We start from the raw sequence: 14,909 nt of genomic DNA, 5'->3' as shown, positions 1-14,909 counted from the left end.
CGCGCCGAGCTAGTCGACCAGGGCGCCGCAGCTTACGTTGACCGTTGCGGCCGTCATCGTGCGGGCGCGGTCCGAAGCGATGAACGCCGCCACCGCGCCGACGTCCGCGAGGGTGGCCGGGCGGCCGAGCATCGTCTTGCCCGCGATGTTCTCCTCGATCGCCTTCCGGCCCGGGAAGCCGGCCGGGAGGGTCTCCGGGATGCCGCCCGTCCGGAGCGTCACCGTGCGGATCCCGTGCGGGCCCAACTCGGCGGCGAGCTGGCGGCGCATCGCCTCGACCGCGTGGAACGCCACCTGCAGCCCGCCGACGGCGAACTCGCGCATGGGCTCGCCCTCGCCTCCGAAGAACAGGATCACCCCGGACCGCTGCCCGGTCATGTGCCGGGCCGCCGCGCGGGCGGTCAGGAACTGGGTGCGCACGGCGGTCACCACCGGGCGTTCGTAGTCCGCGAGCGTCATGTCCACCAGCGGCGTGCCCTGGACGTCGCCGTGGGCGACGAGGTTGAACGAGATGTCGATCCCGCCCTCGGCGGCGACCGCGGCGGCGTGCTCGTCCACCGCCTGTTCGTCGAGCGCGTCGACCTCCGCCGTCTCGGCCCGCCCACCGGACGCGCGGATGCGGCCGGCGACCTCGTCCAGCCGGGCCCGGGTCCGCCCGGCGAGGAACACCCGCGCGCCTTCCTCGGCGAAAGCGGTGGCGACGGCCGTGCCGATCCGCCCGGCCGCGCCGTAGACGATCGCGTTCTTGCCGGCGAGCAACGTCATGGAGTCCTCCATCATCCGGGTGCGTTCACCAGTGCGTCGAACGGCCGCACCCGGAATCGACACGTCACGGCCGTGGCACGCCCATCGGGTTCGGCACCGGGACCACGCCGCGGTCGATCACCGCCCGGCTCAGCGGCACCGCCAGCTCCAGCAGCCGCTCGACGTCGTCGCCCAGCTCCGCCACCGGCGCCGCCGCCAAGCGGTCCGTGTCCTCCTCGATCCGGCGGCGCAGCTCACGGCCCGCTTCGGTCAGGCGGCCGTCCGGACCGAGGATTCCGCGGGCCCGCAACCGGTCCACCGCCGCGTCCCACTGCGCGTCCGACCAGCCACGGTGGGGCTGGACGTCCGCGCGGCCGATCACTCCGTCACCGATGTGGGTGAGCGTCGTCTCCAAGCCGCCCAACCCGGCGTGGACCGCCGCCAGGACGTGGCCGTCGCCGCGGTGCTCGCGCAGGATCGTCGCCGCCAGCCACAGCCGGGACAGCGGATCCGCCGGCTTCGGCACCGCCGCCCACGCCGCCGCCAACGGGCGGCCGTCGAAGCCGCACGCGTCCACCGCCCGCCACAGCAGCCCGGTCAATTCCGAGACCTCGCCCGCCACCGGCCGCAACGCCGACGCCACCGCCTCGAGCCGGGATTCGACGACCGCCGCGGGCGAGGCGAACGACCACGCGTCCGGCAACGCCCGTGCCACCATCGACGGCGCGAAGCCGAACAACACCGCCGTCGCCGGTCCGGGGCCGATCGGGCCCAGGGGCGCCAGCCGGCCCGCGAAGTACCCCATCCAGTAGCCGCGCAAGCCGGCCGCCTTCGCCGCTTCGGCCGTCTCGGGCGCGAAGTAGACGACGGCGTGCAACGGCTCCACGGCCGCCCAGAGCCGACGAGCTGTCACCGCCCTCCTCCCGGACGTCCGCCCCAGGCCACCGGCAGCTCCCGGACGCCGTACACCAGCGTGTTGTGCTTGTACGCCAACGTCTCCCGCGGCACCGCCAAGCGCAGGTCCGGCACCCGGCGGAACAACCGCGTCAACGCCTCCTGCAGCTCGACGCGCGCCAGCTGCTGGCCGATGCATTGGTGCGCCCCGAACCCGAAGGCCACGTGGGTGCGCGGGTGCTCGCGGTCGAAGTCCAGCTTGTCCGCGGCCGGGAACACCTCCTCGTCGCGGTTGGCCGAGTTCAGGGCGGCGACCAGCCACTCCCCCGCGCGCACCTCCCGCGACCCGACCCGGACGTCCGAAGTCGCGTACCGCAGGACGCCGAACTGGACGACCGACAGGTATCGCAGCAGTTCTTCGACCGCCCGCTCCGGCGCTGCGAGCACGACGTCACGCTGCCCGGGGTGCTCCAGCAGCACGAGCGTGCTCAGCGCGATCATGTTCGCCGTCGTCTCGTGGCCGGCCACCAGCAGGCTGAGCCCGAGCACGACGAGCTCCTCCATCGTGAGCGGGTCGGCGCCGCCGCCGGAAATCAGCCTGCTGAACAGATCGTCCTGCGGATTCCGCTGCTTCTCGGTGAACAGCCCGGCCAGGTAGCCGGAAAGCTCGTCGTACGCCTGCTCGCCTTCCTCCCGCGTGGCGTCGGTGCTGACGAGCGTGGTGCTGTGCCGTTGGAAACGCGAACGGTCGGCGTACGGGACGCCGAGCAGTTCGCAGATCACCAGCGACGGGATCGGCAGCGCGAAGTCCTGCACCAGATCCGCCCGGCCGGGCTTCGCGAGCATCGCGTCGAGGTGGCTCTCCACCAGCTCCTGGACGTAGCCGCGCAACGCTTCCACGCGCCGCACGGTGAACTCGGCGATCACCTTCTTCCGCAGCCGCGCGTGGCGGGCGCCGTCGAGCTGGATGATCGAGCCCGGGCTGACTTCCTCGTCGAGGTCGGCGTTCGGGTTCACGTGCACCGAAGACGCGCCGCGCGAGCTCATCGTGCGGTCGGCGAGCACCGCGCGGACGTCGGCGTAGCGCGTCACCAGCCAGGCGTCCATGCCCGCCGGGCACCGCACCTTCGACGTGGGCTCGGTTTCCCGGAGGGTTTCGTAGGTCCCGGGCGGGTCGAACGGGCAGCCGGCCGGTCGATTCGTCGGGAGGGCCGGGGTTGCGGGTGCGGCCGTCACGGCGGATCACCCCTCTCTTCCGGTGGTCAGGACCCTTCCCACCATGGAGAGGACCGTGGCTCCCGTGGGCCGGCCGCCCCACTTGCGACCCGGATGGCCTAGCGAGCTCCGTACGCGCCGCCGTTCACGTGCACGACCTGGCCGGTGACGTGCCCGGCTTCCGGCGCGGCCAGGAACCCCACGGTGTCGGCGATTTCCTCCGGCCGGCCGGCCCGCTGGTTGAACGCCACGGAGATCCGGGAGTTCAGCCATTCGTCGGTGAGCGTGCCGTGGAAGAACTCCGTGTCGAGGACGACGCCCGGCGCCACGACGTTGGCCGTTCCCCGGGCGCCCAGTTGCCGCGCGAGGTCGGTGTTCCACGCTTCGATCGCCGCCTTGGCCGCGCCATAGGAACCCGAGCCCTGCTTCGCCGCGATGGAGCCGAGAGTCACGACGCGCACGTTGTCCGCGAAACGCGGCTTCAGCGCCGCGGTGACGAGCACGGCGGAGAGGACGTTGGCCTCGAAGTTCGCCTCCCACGCGTCGGCCAGGCCCTGCAGGTCACCGGGCGCGGGCGCCTCCCGCACCCGGTCGGTGTTGCCGCCGGCGTTGTTGACCAGGACGTCCACCCGTTCGGGCAGCTCGGCCAGCGCCGACCGCACGGCCGCCGGGTCGCTCGCGTCGAAGGCCACCGCCCGCGCGCCGATCTGCTCCGCCGCCGCTTCGAGGACGTCCTTGCGGCGCCCGGTGACGGTGACCCGCTCGCCCGCCGCCGTGAACCGGGCGGCGATCGCCAGCCCGATGCCGGTGCCGCCCCCGGTGACCACGATTTCCCGCTGTTCGCTCATGCCGCCATCTTCGCCCAGGAAACCGCTTTCCCACCGGGTTTTCCCAGCGAGCGGGACACGAACCCGCGTTAGTTAGGAAACTTTACGAACAGGACTTGACGAGCCGCCGCTCCCCGGCGAACCTGAACGCACGCCGCAGTCATCGTCCGCCCAGTCCTCCCGGAGGCAGCATGACCCGGCGCGCGCTCGTGCTCGTCGTGACCCTGTTCCTCGCCCTGGCCGCCGCGCTCGCCGGCGGCACAGGAGCGAGCGCGGCCACCACCCAGCCGACCTTCCTCACCTTCTACGGCTGGTGGGACAACACCCCACCGGGCGGGGACATCTCCTACCCGCAGATCCACGCCACCGCGGGCGGCAAGGGCGCCTACGCCGACCCGATCACCTTCGCCACCAGCAGCGACGAGCTGAAGCCCGGCACCAAGGTCTGGGTGCCGCGGGTGCGGAAGTACTTCATCATGGAGGACGGCTGCGACGAATGTTCCGACGACTGGAACAGCCAGGGCCCCAACGGCGGGCCCGGCCTGCGCCACATCGACCTGTGGCTCGGCGGCAAGGGCGGCAGCGCCTTCGACGCGATCGACTGCGAAGACGCGCTCACGCACTACAACCCCGACAACACGCCGGTCATGGAACCGGTCGTCGTCGACCCGCCGTCCGACGAGCCCTACGACGCCACGCCGATCTTCGACACGAGCACGGGTGAGTGCTGGGGCGGCGCGCAGCCGAACACCACGGTCGGCCAGTACCGCAACAACTCCACCGGCACCTGCCTCGAAGCGCCGAGCAGCGGCACCACGCTGAAGGTGGCCGCCTGCACCGGAAGCGCCGCGCAACGGTTCACCTTCCACGGCGCGTTCCTCGTCATCGACGACCGCTGTGCGGGGATTTCCGGCAGCTCGATCGTGCTGCAGACCTGCACCGGCGGCCCGGCCCAGCAGTGGTCGATCAACCCGGACGGCACCATCTCCGACATCCAGTCCAGCAGCAAGTGCTTCCGCGCGTCGGGCACCACGCTCACCGCGGGCAGCTGCTCCGGCACCGCCGCCCGCTGGACGTTCACCTCGGCCGGTGCGTCAGGCCTCAGCGTGACGCCTTCCTCGGTGTCGGTCGCGCCGGGCGCTGCGGCGACGGCCACCGTGACGGCCACCGAAGCCGTCACGCTGTCCGCGACCGGCGCTCCCGCGGGCGTGACCGTGTCCTTCTCGCCCGCGTCGGTGCCGGCCGGCGGGACCTCGACCGTCACGGTCACCGCCGCCGCCACGGCCTCCCCCGGCTCGGCGACGATCACGCTCACCGGAGGGACGAAGACGGCTTCACTGGGCGTCACGGTGACCGGCGGCGGCACGGAAAAACTGCTGTCGCAGGGCAAGGCCGCAACGGCGTCGTCCACCGAATCGTCCTCGTACCCGGCCGGCGCGGCCGTGGACGGCAACCTGACGAGCACGCGCTGGGCGTCCAAGGAGGGTGCCGACCCGCAGTGGCTGCGGGTCGACCTCGGTGCGACCGCCTCCCTTTCGCACGTCAAGCTGAGCTGGGAAGCCGCGTACGGGAAGGCGTACAGCATCCAGACGTCCGCCGACGGCACGACCTGGACGACGATCTACAGCACCACGACCGGCAACGGCGCCACGGACGACCTCACCGGGCTCTCCGGCAGTGGCCGGTACGTGCGGATGAACGGCGTCACGCGCGGCACGTCGTACGGCTACTCGCTGTACGAGATGCAGGTGTACGGCACCGCTTGAGTTGCTGAACCGGCAACGAAGTTTGCCTTCCCGGGGACGTCTTCCGCATGCTCGGGGGACGTCACCGAGGAGGAGCCATGCCCCACGCACACGACCAGCCGATGACCGTCGAGAACCTGCTCAAGCAGGAGTTCTGGGAGGCGCTCTACCAGCGCGACGACCAGATCTGGAGCGGGAACGTCAACGTCAACCTGCGCACCGAGGTCGAGGGGCTGAAACCCGGGCGCGCCCTCGACCTCGGCTGCGGCGAGGGCGGCGACGCGATCTGGCTCGCCAAGCAGGGCTGGACGGTCGACGCCGCCGACATCTCGACCGTCGCGCTGGCCCGGGCGGAAGCCGCGGGCCGGGAGGCCGGGGTGGACGTCCGGTGGCTGCACCGCGACATCCTGACCTGGCCGCCGGAGGAGACCTACGACCTGATCTCCGCGCAGTACATGCACCTTCCCCCGGATCTGCGCCGCGATGTCTTCACGGCGGCCGCGGCCGCGATCCGGCCCGGCGGCTCGCTGCTGGTCGTCGGGCACTCGCCGAAGGCCATGCGGGAGTTCGACGGCCAGAAGCCGCCGGAGGAGCTGTACTTCGAGCCCGAGGAGATCACCACCTACCTCGGCGACCCGTGGCCGTGGGTGGTCGAGACGTGCGAAACGCGCGGCGAGGGTCACCACACCGACGCCGTCTACCGCGCGCGGCGGCTCGAAGCCTGAGCCACGAGCGAGGGCCCGCTCACCTCCCCCGACGGCGGTGAGCGGGCCCCCGCCGGGATCAGGCGAGCTCGAGGCCGTAGGCCTGCAGCTCGAGGGTGAGCGGGTAGAAGTAACTGGTCACGGTGTCGCCGCCGGACAGCGTGCCCAGGCCCTTCGAACCGTCGTAGGCCGGGCCGCCGGAGTCGCCGTGGTCGGTGTGCGCGGTGGTGCCGAACTCGTGGTTGAGCACGCCCACGTCGAAGTTGACCGACTCGTCGACCGAGGTGACCTCACCGCTGCCGCCGCCGGTGGTCGAGCCCTGCTTCTGCATCTGCTCGCCCACGGTCGGCGTCGCCGCGCTGGTGATCTGCCGGCCGGTGTTGATCTCGCCGGGGCCGGTGCCGTTCGGGCGGGTCAGCAGGCCGGAGTCCGCGCCGGGGCAGTCGCTCTCGACGACCTGCGCGCCGGAGACGTCGCCACCGGACCAGGTGCCACCGAGGTTGGTGCAGTGGCCGGCGGTGAGCAGGAACGGCGAGCCGCCGCGGGTCACGTTGAAGCCGAGCGAGCAGCGGCCCTGGCTGTTCTGGATCGCGTCGCCGTCGGCGATGTACAGCTCCAGCTTGCCGGTGCGGTGCTCGACGCGGACGCTGTCGCCGTACTTCGCGGCGGCCGCGGCGACCTTGTCGGCCGTCTCCTTGCTGGCCGCGTCGTAGACCTTCACCACGACCTGGTTCGTCTTGGTGTCGATGCCCCACGCGGTCTGCGGCACGTTCTTCACCGCGTCCAGCTGGTTCTTGACGCCGGTGAGCGCGGCGAAGGTGTGCTTGACCTTCTTCGCGGTGAAGCCGGCGGCCTGCACCTGCTGCATCGCGGCGTCGTCGACGACGTTCACGACGGCCTTGCCGTTTTCCAGGTAGATGCCGCCGGACGCGGCCCCGAGGGTGTCGGCCACCTGGGTGGCGCCGGTGATCGCGCGGGCCTGCAGTTCCGCGAAAGCCAGCGGGGACGCGGTGGCCGCCGAGGCGCAAACACCGCTGGTCAGCGCGGCGGCCGACAAGACGGCGAGAGTCTTGAGGGCGGTCTTCCGGGGAGTCATCAACTTCCTCCAGGTTGGGCGTTCGAAGCCGGTGCCGACACTTTCGTTGCCAGGCAACCAACGCACTACCGACGAAGGTTGGTTAATAACCAATGGAAGCGGACATACCTCTCAGATTACCCCGAACGGCGTAACGCGCCACCCCTTCCGGGCTACTCGTGCGGCCAGCGGACGTGCTCCGCGTAGCCCGGATGCTTCTTCAGGTACCCGGCGATGAACGGGCAGATCGGTACGATCGTCCGGCCGTTCGCGACGACGTCGTCGAGGGCGCCCGCGGCCAGGACCTTGCCCAGGCCCTGCCCGGAGAAGGCGTCGTCGATCTCGGTGTGGGTGAACACCGTGCGCTCGCCACGCAGGTCGTACGCGGCGAAGCCCGCCAGCTTCTCCCCCGCCCACAGCTCGTAGCGGCTCTCGTCCGGGTTGTCGACCACTCGGTTCTCGTCGGTCATCAGCTCTCCTCGATCGGGTACGTCCACCATCGTGCGACGGCTGCCCACCGCGCGCTGACCGGGCCGGGCCCCCGCTGGGCCGGCCGGGGGAGACGGCCGTCCCGTTCGTGTGCATCCGGCCGGCTTCCCTTGGCGGGCACCGGCCTCGTTTGGTTGCCTCACGGGGTGCCTCAGCAGCCGTTCGTCCTCCCCGAGTTCTACATGCCCTACCCGGCGCGGGTGAACCCGCACCTCGAGCGGGCCCGCACCCACAGCAAGGCGTGGGCGTACGAAATGGACATGATCGACGTGCCACAGCACGGCACGGTGATCTGGACCGAGCACGACCTCGACTCCCACGACTACGCGCTGCTCTGCGCCTACACCCACCCCGACGCCGGCGCCGAAGAGCTCGACCTGATCACCGACTGGTACGTCTGGGTCTTCTACTTCGACGACCACTTCCTCGAACTGTTCAAGCGCACCGGCGACATCGACAGCGCGCGGGACTACCTCGACCGGCTCACCCTGTTCATGCCCGCCGAAGGCGAAATCACCGCGACGCCGGAGAACCCGGTGGAGCGCGGGCTCACCGACCTGTGGAACCGGACGGTCCCGCACCGGTCGGCCGGCTGGCGGCGCCGGTTCGTCGAGAGCACGAAGGCGCTGCTGGACGAGTCACTGTGGGAGCTGGCCAACATCAACGAAGGCCGGCTCGCCAACCCGATCGAGTACGTCGAGATGCGGCGGAAGGTCGGCGGCGCGCCGTGGTCGGCGAACCTGGTCGAGCACTCGGTGCACGCCGAGGTCCCCGACGCGATCGCGGCGTCCCGGCCGATGGAAGTCCTTCGCGACTGCTTCGCCGACAGCGTCCACCTCCGCAACGACCTGTTCTCCTACCAGCGCGAGGTGCAGGACGAGGGCGAGCTGTCCAACGGCGTGCTGGTGTTCGAGAAGTTCCTCGAACTGAGCACCCAGCAGGCGGCCGACGCGGTCAACGACCTGATCACCTCCCGGCTGCACCAGTTCGAGCACACCGCACTCACCGAGGTGCCCGCGCTGTTCGACGAACACGGCGTCGACCCGGCCGCACGCGCGGCGACGTTCGCCTACGTCAAGGGCCTGCAGGACTGGCAGTCCGGCGGGCACGAATGGCACCTGCGGTCCAGCCGGTACATGAACGAAGGGGCCTTGGCCAGCCGGGGCGGCCCGGACCTTGGCGGCGTGACGGGCATCGGGACGTCCGCGGCACGCATCTTCTCGTCGGTGCTCGCGACCGCGCCGCAGCGGCTGCGGGCGTACAGCTCGACGCCGTTCCGCGCGGTCGACGTTCCCCACCCGTCGATCGACGTGCCGTTCCCGCTGCGGCTCAGCCCGCACCTGGGCACGTGCCGGGTCCGCAACGTCGACTGGGCGCGGCGCACGGGCTTCCTCGACGGCGTGGTGTGGGACGAGCGGAAGCTGCGGGCCACCGACCTGCCGCTGTGCGCGGCGGGCATCCACCCGGACGCCACGGCCGAGGGCCTCGACGTCACCAGCGACTGGCTGACCTGGGGCACCTACGCCGACGACTACTACCCGGTGGTGTTCGGCGCGACCCGCGACCTCGCGGGCGCCAAGGCGTGCAATCTCCGCTTGTCGGCGTTCATGCCGGTGGACGACTCGCCGATGCCCACGCCGTCGACCGCCCTGGAAACGGGCCTGGCCGACCTCTGGCCGCGGACCACGGCGGAGATGTCGCCGGAGAACCGGCGCGCGGTGCGCCGGGCGGTCGAGTCGATGACGTCCAGCTGGCTCTGGGAACTGGCGAACCAGGCGCAGAACCGCATCCCCGACCCGATCGACTACGTCGAGATGCGGCGGCGGACGTTCGGTTCGGACCTGACGATGAGCCTCTCGCGGTTCTCGCACGGCCGCGCGGTGCCGCCTTCGCTGTACCGCACGCGGCCGGTGCAGGCGATCGAGCACTCGGCGACGGACGTGGCGTGCCTGATCAACGACCTGTACTCCTACCGCAAGGAGATCCAGTACGAGGGCGAGCTGCACAACGCGGTCCTGGTGGTGCGGAACTTCCTCGACTGCCCGGAGCAGCGCGCGTTCGAGGTGGTGACCGACCTGGTCCACGCCCGGCTGGCGGAGTTCGAGCACGCGTCGGCGATCGAGCTGCCCGCCCTGTTCCGCGACTACGCCATCGAGCCCGACGTCCAGGAGATGCTGCTGGAGTACGTCCAGGAGTTCCGCGACTGGATGGCCGGGATCCTGAACTGGCACGAAAACGTGGGCCGCTACACCGAGACGGAGCTGCGCTACCACCCGGTGGCCGGATCGGTGTTCGGCGGCCCGACCGGCATCGGCACGTCGTCACTGCGCATCTCCTCCCTGCTCCCCGCAGGCCACTGACCCCCGTGCTCCAACGGGCCGACTCTTTGATCACGTGTGTCGGCCTCCGGGTCACACGCCCGCGTTGCCCTGGCCACTCCGCCGGGCGATTGCCGCCGGCGGAGGCGATACTCGGGGCGTGAGCGGCTTCGCCCTGCGATTCCTCGGCCATTCGACCGTCCGCCTGGAACTCGGCGGCCGGGTGGTGCTGACCGATCCCGTGCTCACCGCGCGCGCCGGCGGGCTGGTCCGGGTCGTTCCCGTGCCGCCGCCCGAGAGTTACGCGGGCGTCGACCTCGTCCTGCTCTCGCACCTGCACGGCGACCACCTGCACCTGCCGTCGCTCAGGCTGCTCGGCAGGCGCACCCGGATCGTCGTGCCGCGCGGGGCCGGGCGCTGGCTCGCCGGGAAGGGCTTCGAGCGCGTCGAGGAGATCGCGCCCGGGGAGACCCTGACCGACGGCGACCTCACCGTCACCGCCACCGAAGCCGTCCACTCCGGACACCGGTGGGGGCCGCGGCTGACCCACGGTCCCCAGAGTCCCGCCATCGGGCACCTCCTGGAGAGCGACGAGGGGAAGGTCTACCACGCCGGCGACACCGACCTCTTCGACGGCATGTGCGACCTCGGCCCGGTCGACGTCGCCCTGCTGCCCGTCTGGGGCTGGGGACCGAACCTCGGCCCCGGTCACCTCGATCCCGTCCGCGCCGCGCGGGCCGCCGGAATCGTCGGGGCCCGCGCCGCCGTGCCGGTGCACTGGGGCACGCTCGCCCTCCCCGGCCTGCGGCGGACCGCCCGGATGCGGCGGCTGCTGGCCGACCCGCCGCGGGTCTTCGCGGCCGAAGTGAAAGCCGCGGGCATCGCCACCGAGGTCCTGTTCACCGAGCCCGGCGCCGACGTCGTCCTGCCCGCGCCGACGGACCACGCGTGAACTGGACCGACCCGGCCGCCGTCGGGTACCCGGCGGTGTTCGGCGGCGTGCTGCTCGGCTCGATCGTCCCGATCGTGCCGACCGGCGCGGTGGTCGGGGCCGCGGCCGCCGTCGCGACGACGACCGGGCACCTGTCCCTGCCGCTCGTGCTCGTCCTGGCCACGCTCGGCGCGTACCTCGGCGACGTCGTGACGTTCGGGATCCCGCGCCTGGGCAGCGAAGCCGCGTTCCGCTGGATCAGCCGCCGTCAGCCCGCGGAACGGCTCGAGAAGGCCCGCGAGCAGTTCGCCCGCCGCGGCTGGCAGCTCGTCGTGGTCGGCAGGCTCGTCCCGGCCGGCCGCATCCCGGTGCTGCTCGCCGCGGCCGCGCTGGGCTACCCGTGGCGGCGTCTGCTGCCCGCCGCGCTCGGCGCGTGCGTGCTCTGGGCGGCCGCGTACGCCTTGCTCGGGATCCTCAGCGGCGGCCTCTTCGACTCGCCCCTCATCGCGACGCTGCTGGCGACGGTGCTGGTCCTGGTGGTCACGGTGCTGGCCAACCTGGTCGCCCGGTGGCGGCGCAAGACCAAGGAGCGGGTGTGACGACGACGGCGCCGAAGGGCAGGCTGCTGCGCGGCGGCCGGACCGTCGCCCGCGCGCTCCTCGTGTGGGTCGCGGTGACCGGCGCGCTGCGCCTGCTCGACGTGCTCCTGCCCGGCTTCCGGATGACGCACTGGTGGCAGCCGGCGGTCTGCGCGCTGCTGCTCGGCCTGCTGGCCGCCGTGGGCTGGCCGCTGGTCATGCGGATCGCCTACCCGCTGGCGTTCTTCACCTTCGGCCTCTTCGGCCTCCTGCTGCTGGGCGGGGGCACGCTCGCCGTGTTCCGCACCGTGCCCGGCGTCGAAATCGCGGACTTGCGGACCGCGGTGACCGTCACGCTCGGCATGGCCGCCGTCGGCGCGGTCATCTCCAGCGTCCTCGCCATCGACGAGGACGAGATCTTCTTCCGCCGCGCCGCCCGGCGCCGGCGGCGGCACCGCCACGAGCCCGGCCGGAGGGAGCGGCCGCCCGGCGTGGTGTTCCTGCAGATCGACGGCCTCGGGTACGACACCGCCCGCCGCGCGATCCGCGACGGCGACATGCCGACGTTCGCCGCGTGGCTCACCGAGGGCAGCCACACGCTGACCCGGTGGCACACCGACTGGAGCTCGCAGACCGGGGCGAGCGTCTGCGGCATCCTGCACGGCTCCAACCACGACATCCTCGGCTTCCGCTGGTACGAAAAGGACCGCGACCACGTGATGGCGTGCGCGCACCCGACCGACGCGGCCGAGATCGAGCGGCGGCACTCCGACGGGCGCGGCCTCTTGGCCGGCGACGGCGCGAGCCGCGGCAACCTCTTCTCCGGCGACGCGGACCACGTCAGCCTCACCATGAGTTCGATCCCCGTGCTGGTGCCGAAGAAGCTGCTGCGCCGCCACCGCGACCGGCTCGGCGCGGGCTACTACGCCTACTTCGCGAACCCGGTCAACGCCCTGCGTACGTTCGCCGTCGCGCTCGTCGACGTCTTCCGCGAGATCAGCGCCTCGGTGCGCCAGCGCCGCGCCGGCGTCGTGCCGCGGGTCCCGCGCGGCGGCTGGTACCCCCTGGCCCGGCCGGGCACGACGGTGATCGCGCGGGACGTCGTCGTCTCGGCGATCCTCGGCGACATGCTCGCCGGACGGCCGGTGGTGTACGCGGACTTCCTCGGCTACGACGAGGTGGCGCACCACTCCGGCATCGAGCGGTTCGACACGCTGTCGGTGCTGCGCTCGATCGACCAGCAGATCGCGCGGCTGCACCGCGCGAGCAGGCTGGCGCCGCGCCGCTACCACGTGGTGGCGCTGTCGGACCACGGTCAGACCCAGGGCCAGGCTTTTTCGCAGCGGTTCGGCGAGACGATCGAGGCGTGCGTCGGGCGGCTGTGCGGCGGCTCGCCACCGGCGTCGGCGGGCAAGCGGCGACAGGCCGAGAGCTGGCAGATCAACGCGGCGCTGGCGGAGGCGACGAAGAGCGGCGGCCTGATCGCGCGCCGGCTGCGCGCCCGGGTGGAGGACGCGGAGTGCGCCGAAGACGCACCGCGCACGACGTCCGGCGCGCCCGGCGCGGTCACCCGCGTGGCGCCCGGCGTGGTGGTGGTCGTGTCCGGGCACGTCGCGATGGTGTCGTTCACCGAGCACGAAGGCCGCGTCGAGCTGGAGACGATCGAGCGGGAGCACCCCGACCTGCTGCCGTCGCTGGTGGACCACCCCGGCGTCGGGTTCCTGCTGGTGCGCAGCCGCGAGTTCGGCCCGGTGGTGCTGGGCCGCGACGGCCTGCACCGGCTCGCGACGGGTGCCGTCATCGGCGAGGACCCGCTGCTGCCGTACGGCCCGCACGCCGCGGACCTGATCCGGCGGGTGGACACGTTCCCGCACTGTGCGGATGTGATGATCAACAGCCGGTACGACCCGGACTCGGACCAGGCGTCGCCGTTCGAGACGCACGTGGGCTCGCACGGCGGGCTCGGCGGACCGCAGCAACGCGGTTTCGTCGTGCACCCGCGCGAGCTCGCCTTCCCCGGCGAGGTCGTCGGCGCGGAGGCGCTGCACCGGGTGTTCCGCGGCTGGCTGACGGACCTCGGGCACGCCCCGGTGGAAACCCCGGTTACGGAGGTAGTTTCGTGAAACTGACGGTCTACGGCGCGAGCTGGTGCCCGGACGTGAAACGCAGCCGCGCGCTGCTCGACCGCGAAGGCGTCGAATATTCCTATGTGGACGTCGAGGCGGACGCCGACGCCGAGCGGCGGGTCCGCGAGCTGCAGGACGGCGCCCGCCGGATCCCGACCATCGTCTGGGAGGACGGCTCGTTCCTGGTCGAGCCGTCGGACGCGGAGCTGAGCGGCCGGCTGTGAAACTGCTGCGGGAACTACCGCTGGGCACGCGCGTCGTGGTGCGCTACCGCATCGAGGGTGGCTTCACCGACGCGCTCGGCGACTTGGTGGCGCGCGACGAAGTCTCCTTCACCGTGGAGACCCGGCGCGGCTCGGTCGTGGTGGCGTTCGACGCCGTCTCGCTGGCCAAGCCGGTGCCCCCGCCGCCGGTCCGGAAATCGGGTGGCGGCTCGTCGACGGCTTTGTGACGATCGCAGCCATGTTCGAGGACCTGGTGGCCGAGGCTTCGGCGGTGTCCGTCGACGGCTGGGACTTCTCGTGGCTCGACGGCCGCGCCACCGAAGCCCGCCCTTCGTGGGGCTATCAGCGGCTGCTGGGTGCACGCCTCGGTGTCGCGCAGGCGGCGCTCGACCTGGAAACGGGCGGCGGCGAGGTGCTCGACGGCTGCCCGTCGTTGCCGCCGCTGATGGCCGCCACCGAGTCGTGGCCGCCGAATGTCGCTCGCGCCTCGGCCCGGCTGCGGCCGCGCGGGGTCCTCGTGGTGGCCACCACGGGCTTCCCGTTCGCCGGTGGCGTGTTCGACCTGGTCTCCAGCCGCCACCCGGTGACGACCGATTGGGCCGGTATCGCCCGCGTCCTGCGCTCCGGCGGCACGTACTTTTCGCAGCAGGTCGGCCCGGCGAGCGTGTTCGAGCTGGTCGAGTTCTTCCGCGGCCCGCAGCCGCCCGCGGTGCGGGAGAACCGCCACCCGGACCACGCCGTGGCGGCCGCTTCCGCCGCGGGACTGGAGGTCGCCGACCTCCGGTCGGAGTCGCTGCGCACCGAGTTCTTCGACATCGGCGCGGTGGTCTACTTCCTGCGCAAGGTGATCTGGATGGTTCCCGGCTTCACGGTCGAGAGGTACCGGGACAAGCTGCGGGAGCTGCACGAGCTGATCGAGCGCGACGGCCCGTTCGTCGCCCACACGACGAGGTTCCTCATCGAGGCCCGGAAGCCCTGACTAGCGAGCTTCGAACACGTCGACGCAGTGAGCCGCCGCGGCGGCGGGCGTCGACGTTCG

15 protein-coding genes are annotated in these 14,909 nt (G+C 72.1%); 9 read left to right on the top strand and 6 right to left on the bottom strand.

The features are described 5' to 3' along the window. Positions 1 to 9: 9 nt before the first annotated feature. The 4 genes from AB0M80_RS30425 to AB0M80_RS30410 form a co-directional block, all read right to left on the bottom strand. Positions 10 to 765 carry an SDR family oxidoreductase gene (locus tag AB0M80_RS30425; RefSeq protein WP_364571798.1) on the bottom strand — a complete coding sequence of 252 codons (756 nt, stop codon included), beginning with the start codon at positions 763 to 765 and terminating at the stop codon, positions 10 to 12. Between the two features lie 64 nt (positions 766 to 829). Then, positions 830 to 1,657 carry a hypothetical protein gene (locus tag AB0M80_RS30420; protein ID WP_364571796.1) on the bottom strand — a complete coding sequence of 276 codons (828 nt, stop codon included), beginning with the start codon at positions 1,655 to 1,657 and terminating at the stop codon, positions 830 to 832. Beyond that, entirely contained in the window at positions 1,654 to 2,874 is a 1,221-nt protein-coding gene (locus AB0M80_RS30415; RefSeq protein ID WP_364571794.1) for a cytochrome P450, read from the bottom strand. Before AB0M80_RS30415 ends, AB0M80_RS30420 begins: the two co-directional genes overlap by 4 nt. A 98-nt stretch (positions 2,875 to 2,972) precedes the next feature. Further along, complete coding sequence (locus tag AB0M80_RS30410) at positions 2,973 to 3,701, bottom strand: SDR family oxidoreductase (protein WP_364571792.1); 729 nt, start codon at positions 3,699 to 3,701, stop codon at positions 2,973 to 2,975. A 170-nt stretch (positions 3,702 to 3,871) separates the two neighbouring features. On the opposite strand from AB0M80_RS30410, the gene AB0M80_RS30405 reads away from it, so the two are divergent. Together AB0M80_RS30405 and AB0M80_RS30400 are read left to right on the top strand one after the other, a co-directional pair. After that, positions 3,872 to 5,446: a discoidin domain-containing protein gene (locus AB0M80_RS30405; protein ID WP_364571790.1), complete on the top strand. Its 1,575-nt coding sequence runs from the start codon at positions 3,872 to 3,874 to the stop codon at positions 5,444 to 5,446. A 77-nt stretch (positions 5,447 to 5,523) separates the two neighbouring features. Further along, entirely contained in the window at positions 5,524 to 6,150 is a 627-nt protein-coding gene (locus AB0M80_RS30400; protein ID WP_364571788.1) for a class I SAM-dependent methyltransferase, read from the top strand. 58 nt (positions 6,151 to 6,208) lie between these two features. Here the strand turns inward: AB0M80_RS30400 and AB0M80_RS30395 are convergent, their stop codons facing one another. Both AB0M80_RS30395 and AB0M80_RS30390 read right to left on the bottom strand, forming a co-directional pair. Further along, positions 6,209 to 7,225 (bottom strand): S1 family peptidase, encoded by a 1,017-nt coding sequence (locus tag AB0M80_RS30395; RefSeq protein ID WP_364571786.1) that lies wholly within the window; start codon positions 7,223 to 7,225, stop codon positions 6,209 to 6,211. 152 nt (positions 7,226 to 7,377) lie between these two features. Then, complete coding sequence (locus tag AB0M80_RS30390; RefSeq protein ID WP_364571784.1) at positions 7,378 to 7,674, bottom strand: GNAT family N-acetyltransferase; 297 nt, start codon at positions 7,672 to 7,674, stop codon at positions 7,378 to 7,380. 201 nt (positions 7,675 to 7,875) lie between these two features. Between AB0M80_RS30390 and AB0M80_RS30385 the strand changes: the two genes are divergently transcribed. The 7 genes from AB0M80_RS30385 (at position 7,876) to AB0M80_RS30355 (ending at position 14,849) form a co-directional block, all read left to right on the top strand. Continuing rightward, positions 7,876 to 10,053: a germacradienol/geosmin synthase gene (locus tag AB0M80_RS30385; protein WP_364572172.1), complete on the top strand. Its 2,178-nt coding sequence runs from the start codon at positions 7,876 to 7,878 to the stop codon at positions 10,051 to 10,053. A 118-nt stretch (positions 10,054 to 10,171) separates the two neighbouring features. Then, the gene (locus AB0M80_RS30380) at positions 10,172 to 10,963 is read left to right on the top strand and encodes an MBL fold metallo-hydrolase (RefSeq protein WP_364571782.1); all 792 of its coding nucleotides are present in this window, start codon (positions 10,172 to 10,174) and stop codon (positions 10,961 to 10,963) included. Further along, the gene (locus AB0M80_RS30375; RefSeq protein ID WP_364571780.1) at positions 10,960 to 11,541 is read left to right on the top strand and encodes a VTT domain-containing protein; all 582 of its coding nucleotides are present in this window, start codon (positions 10,960 to 10,962) and stop codon (positions 11,539 to 11,541) included. The genes AB0M80_RS30380 and AB0M80_RS30375 overlap by 4 nt, the downstream gene beginning before the upstream one ends. After that, positions 11,538 to 13,643 (top strand): phage holin family protein, encoded by a 2,106-nt coding sequence (locus AB0M80_RS30370; protein WP_364571778.1) that lies wholly within the window; start codon positions 11,538 to 11,540, stop codon positions 13,641 to 13,643. The genes AB0M80_RS30375 and AB0M80_RS30370 overlap by 4 nt, the downstream gene beginning before the upstream one ends. Next, complete coding sequence (locus AB0M80_RS30365) at positions 13,640 to 13,870, top strand: glutaredoxin domain-containing protein (protein ID WP_364571776.1); 231 nt, start codon at positions 13,640 to 13,642, stop codon at positions 13,868 to 13,870. Before AB0M80_RS30370 ends, AB0M80_RS30365 begins: the two co-directional genes overlap by 4 nt. After that, the gene (locus AB0M80_RS30360; protein WP_364571775.1) at positions 13,867 to 14,097 is read left to right on the top strand and encodes a ferrous iron transport protein A; all 231 of its coding nucleotides are present in this window, start codon (positions 13,867 to 13,869) and stop codon (positions 14,095 to 14,097) included. The genes AB0M80_RS30365 and AB0M80_RS30360 overlap by 4 nt, the downstream gene beginning before the upstream one ends. Positions 14,098 to 14,108: 11 nt before the next feature. Further along, positions 14,109 to 14,849, top strand: a complete 741-nt coding sequence (locus AB0M80_RS30355; protein ID WP_364571773.1) for an SAM-dependent methyltransferase — start codon at positions 14,109 to 14,111, stop codon at positions 14,847 to 14,849. The last annotated feature ends 60 nt before the right edge of the window (positions 14,850 to 14,909 follow it).

The organism is Amycolatopsis sp. NPDC051045 (genome assembly GCF_040682955.1).
Lineage (GTDB): Bacteria > Actinomycetota > Actinomycetes > Mycobacteriales > Pseudonocardiaceae > Amycolatopsis.
The sequence above is the reverse complement of the archived record's forward strand: the minus strand, read 5'-3'. Positions and strand labels throughout refer to the sequence as shown.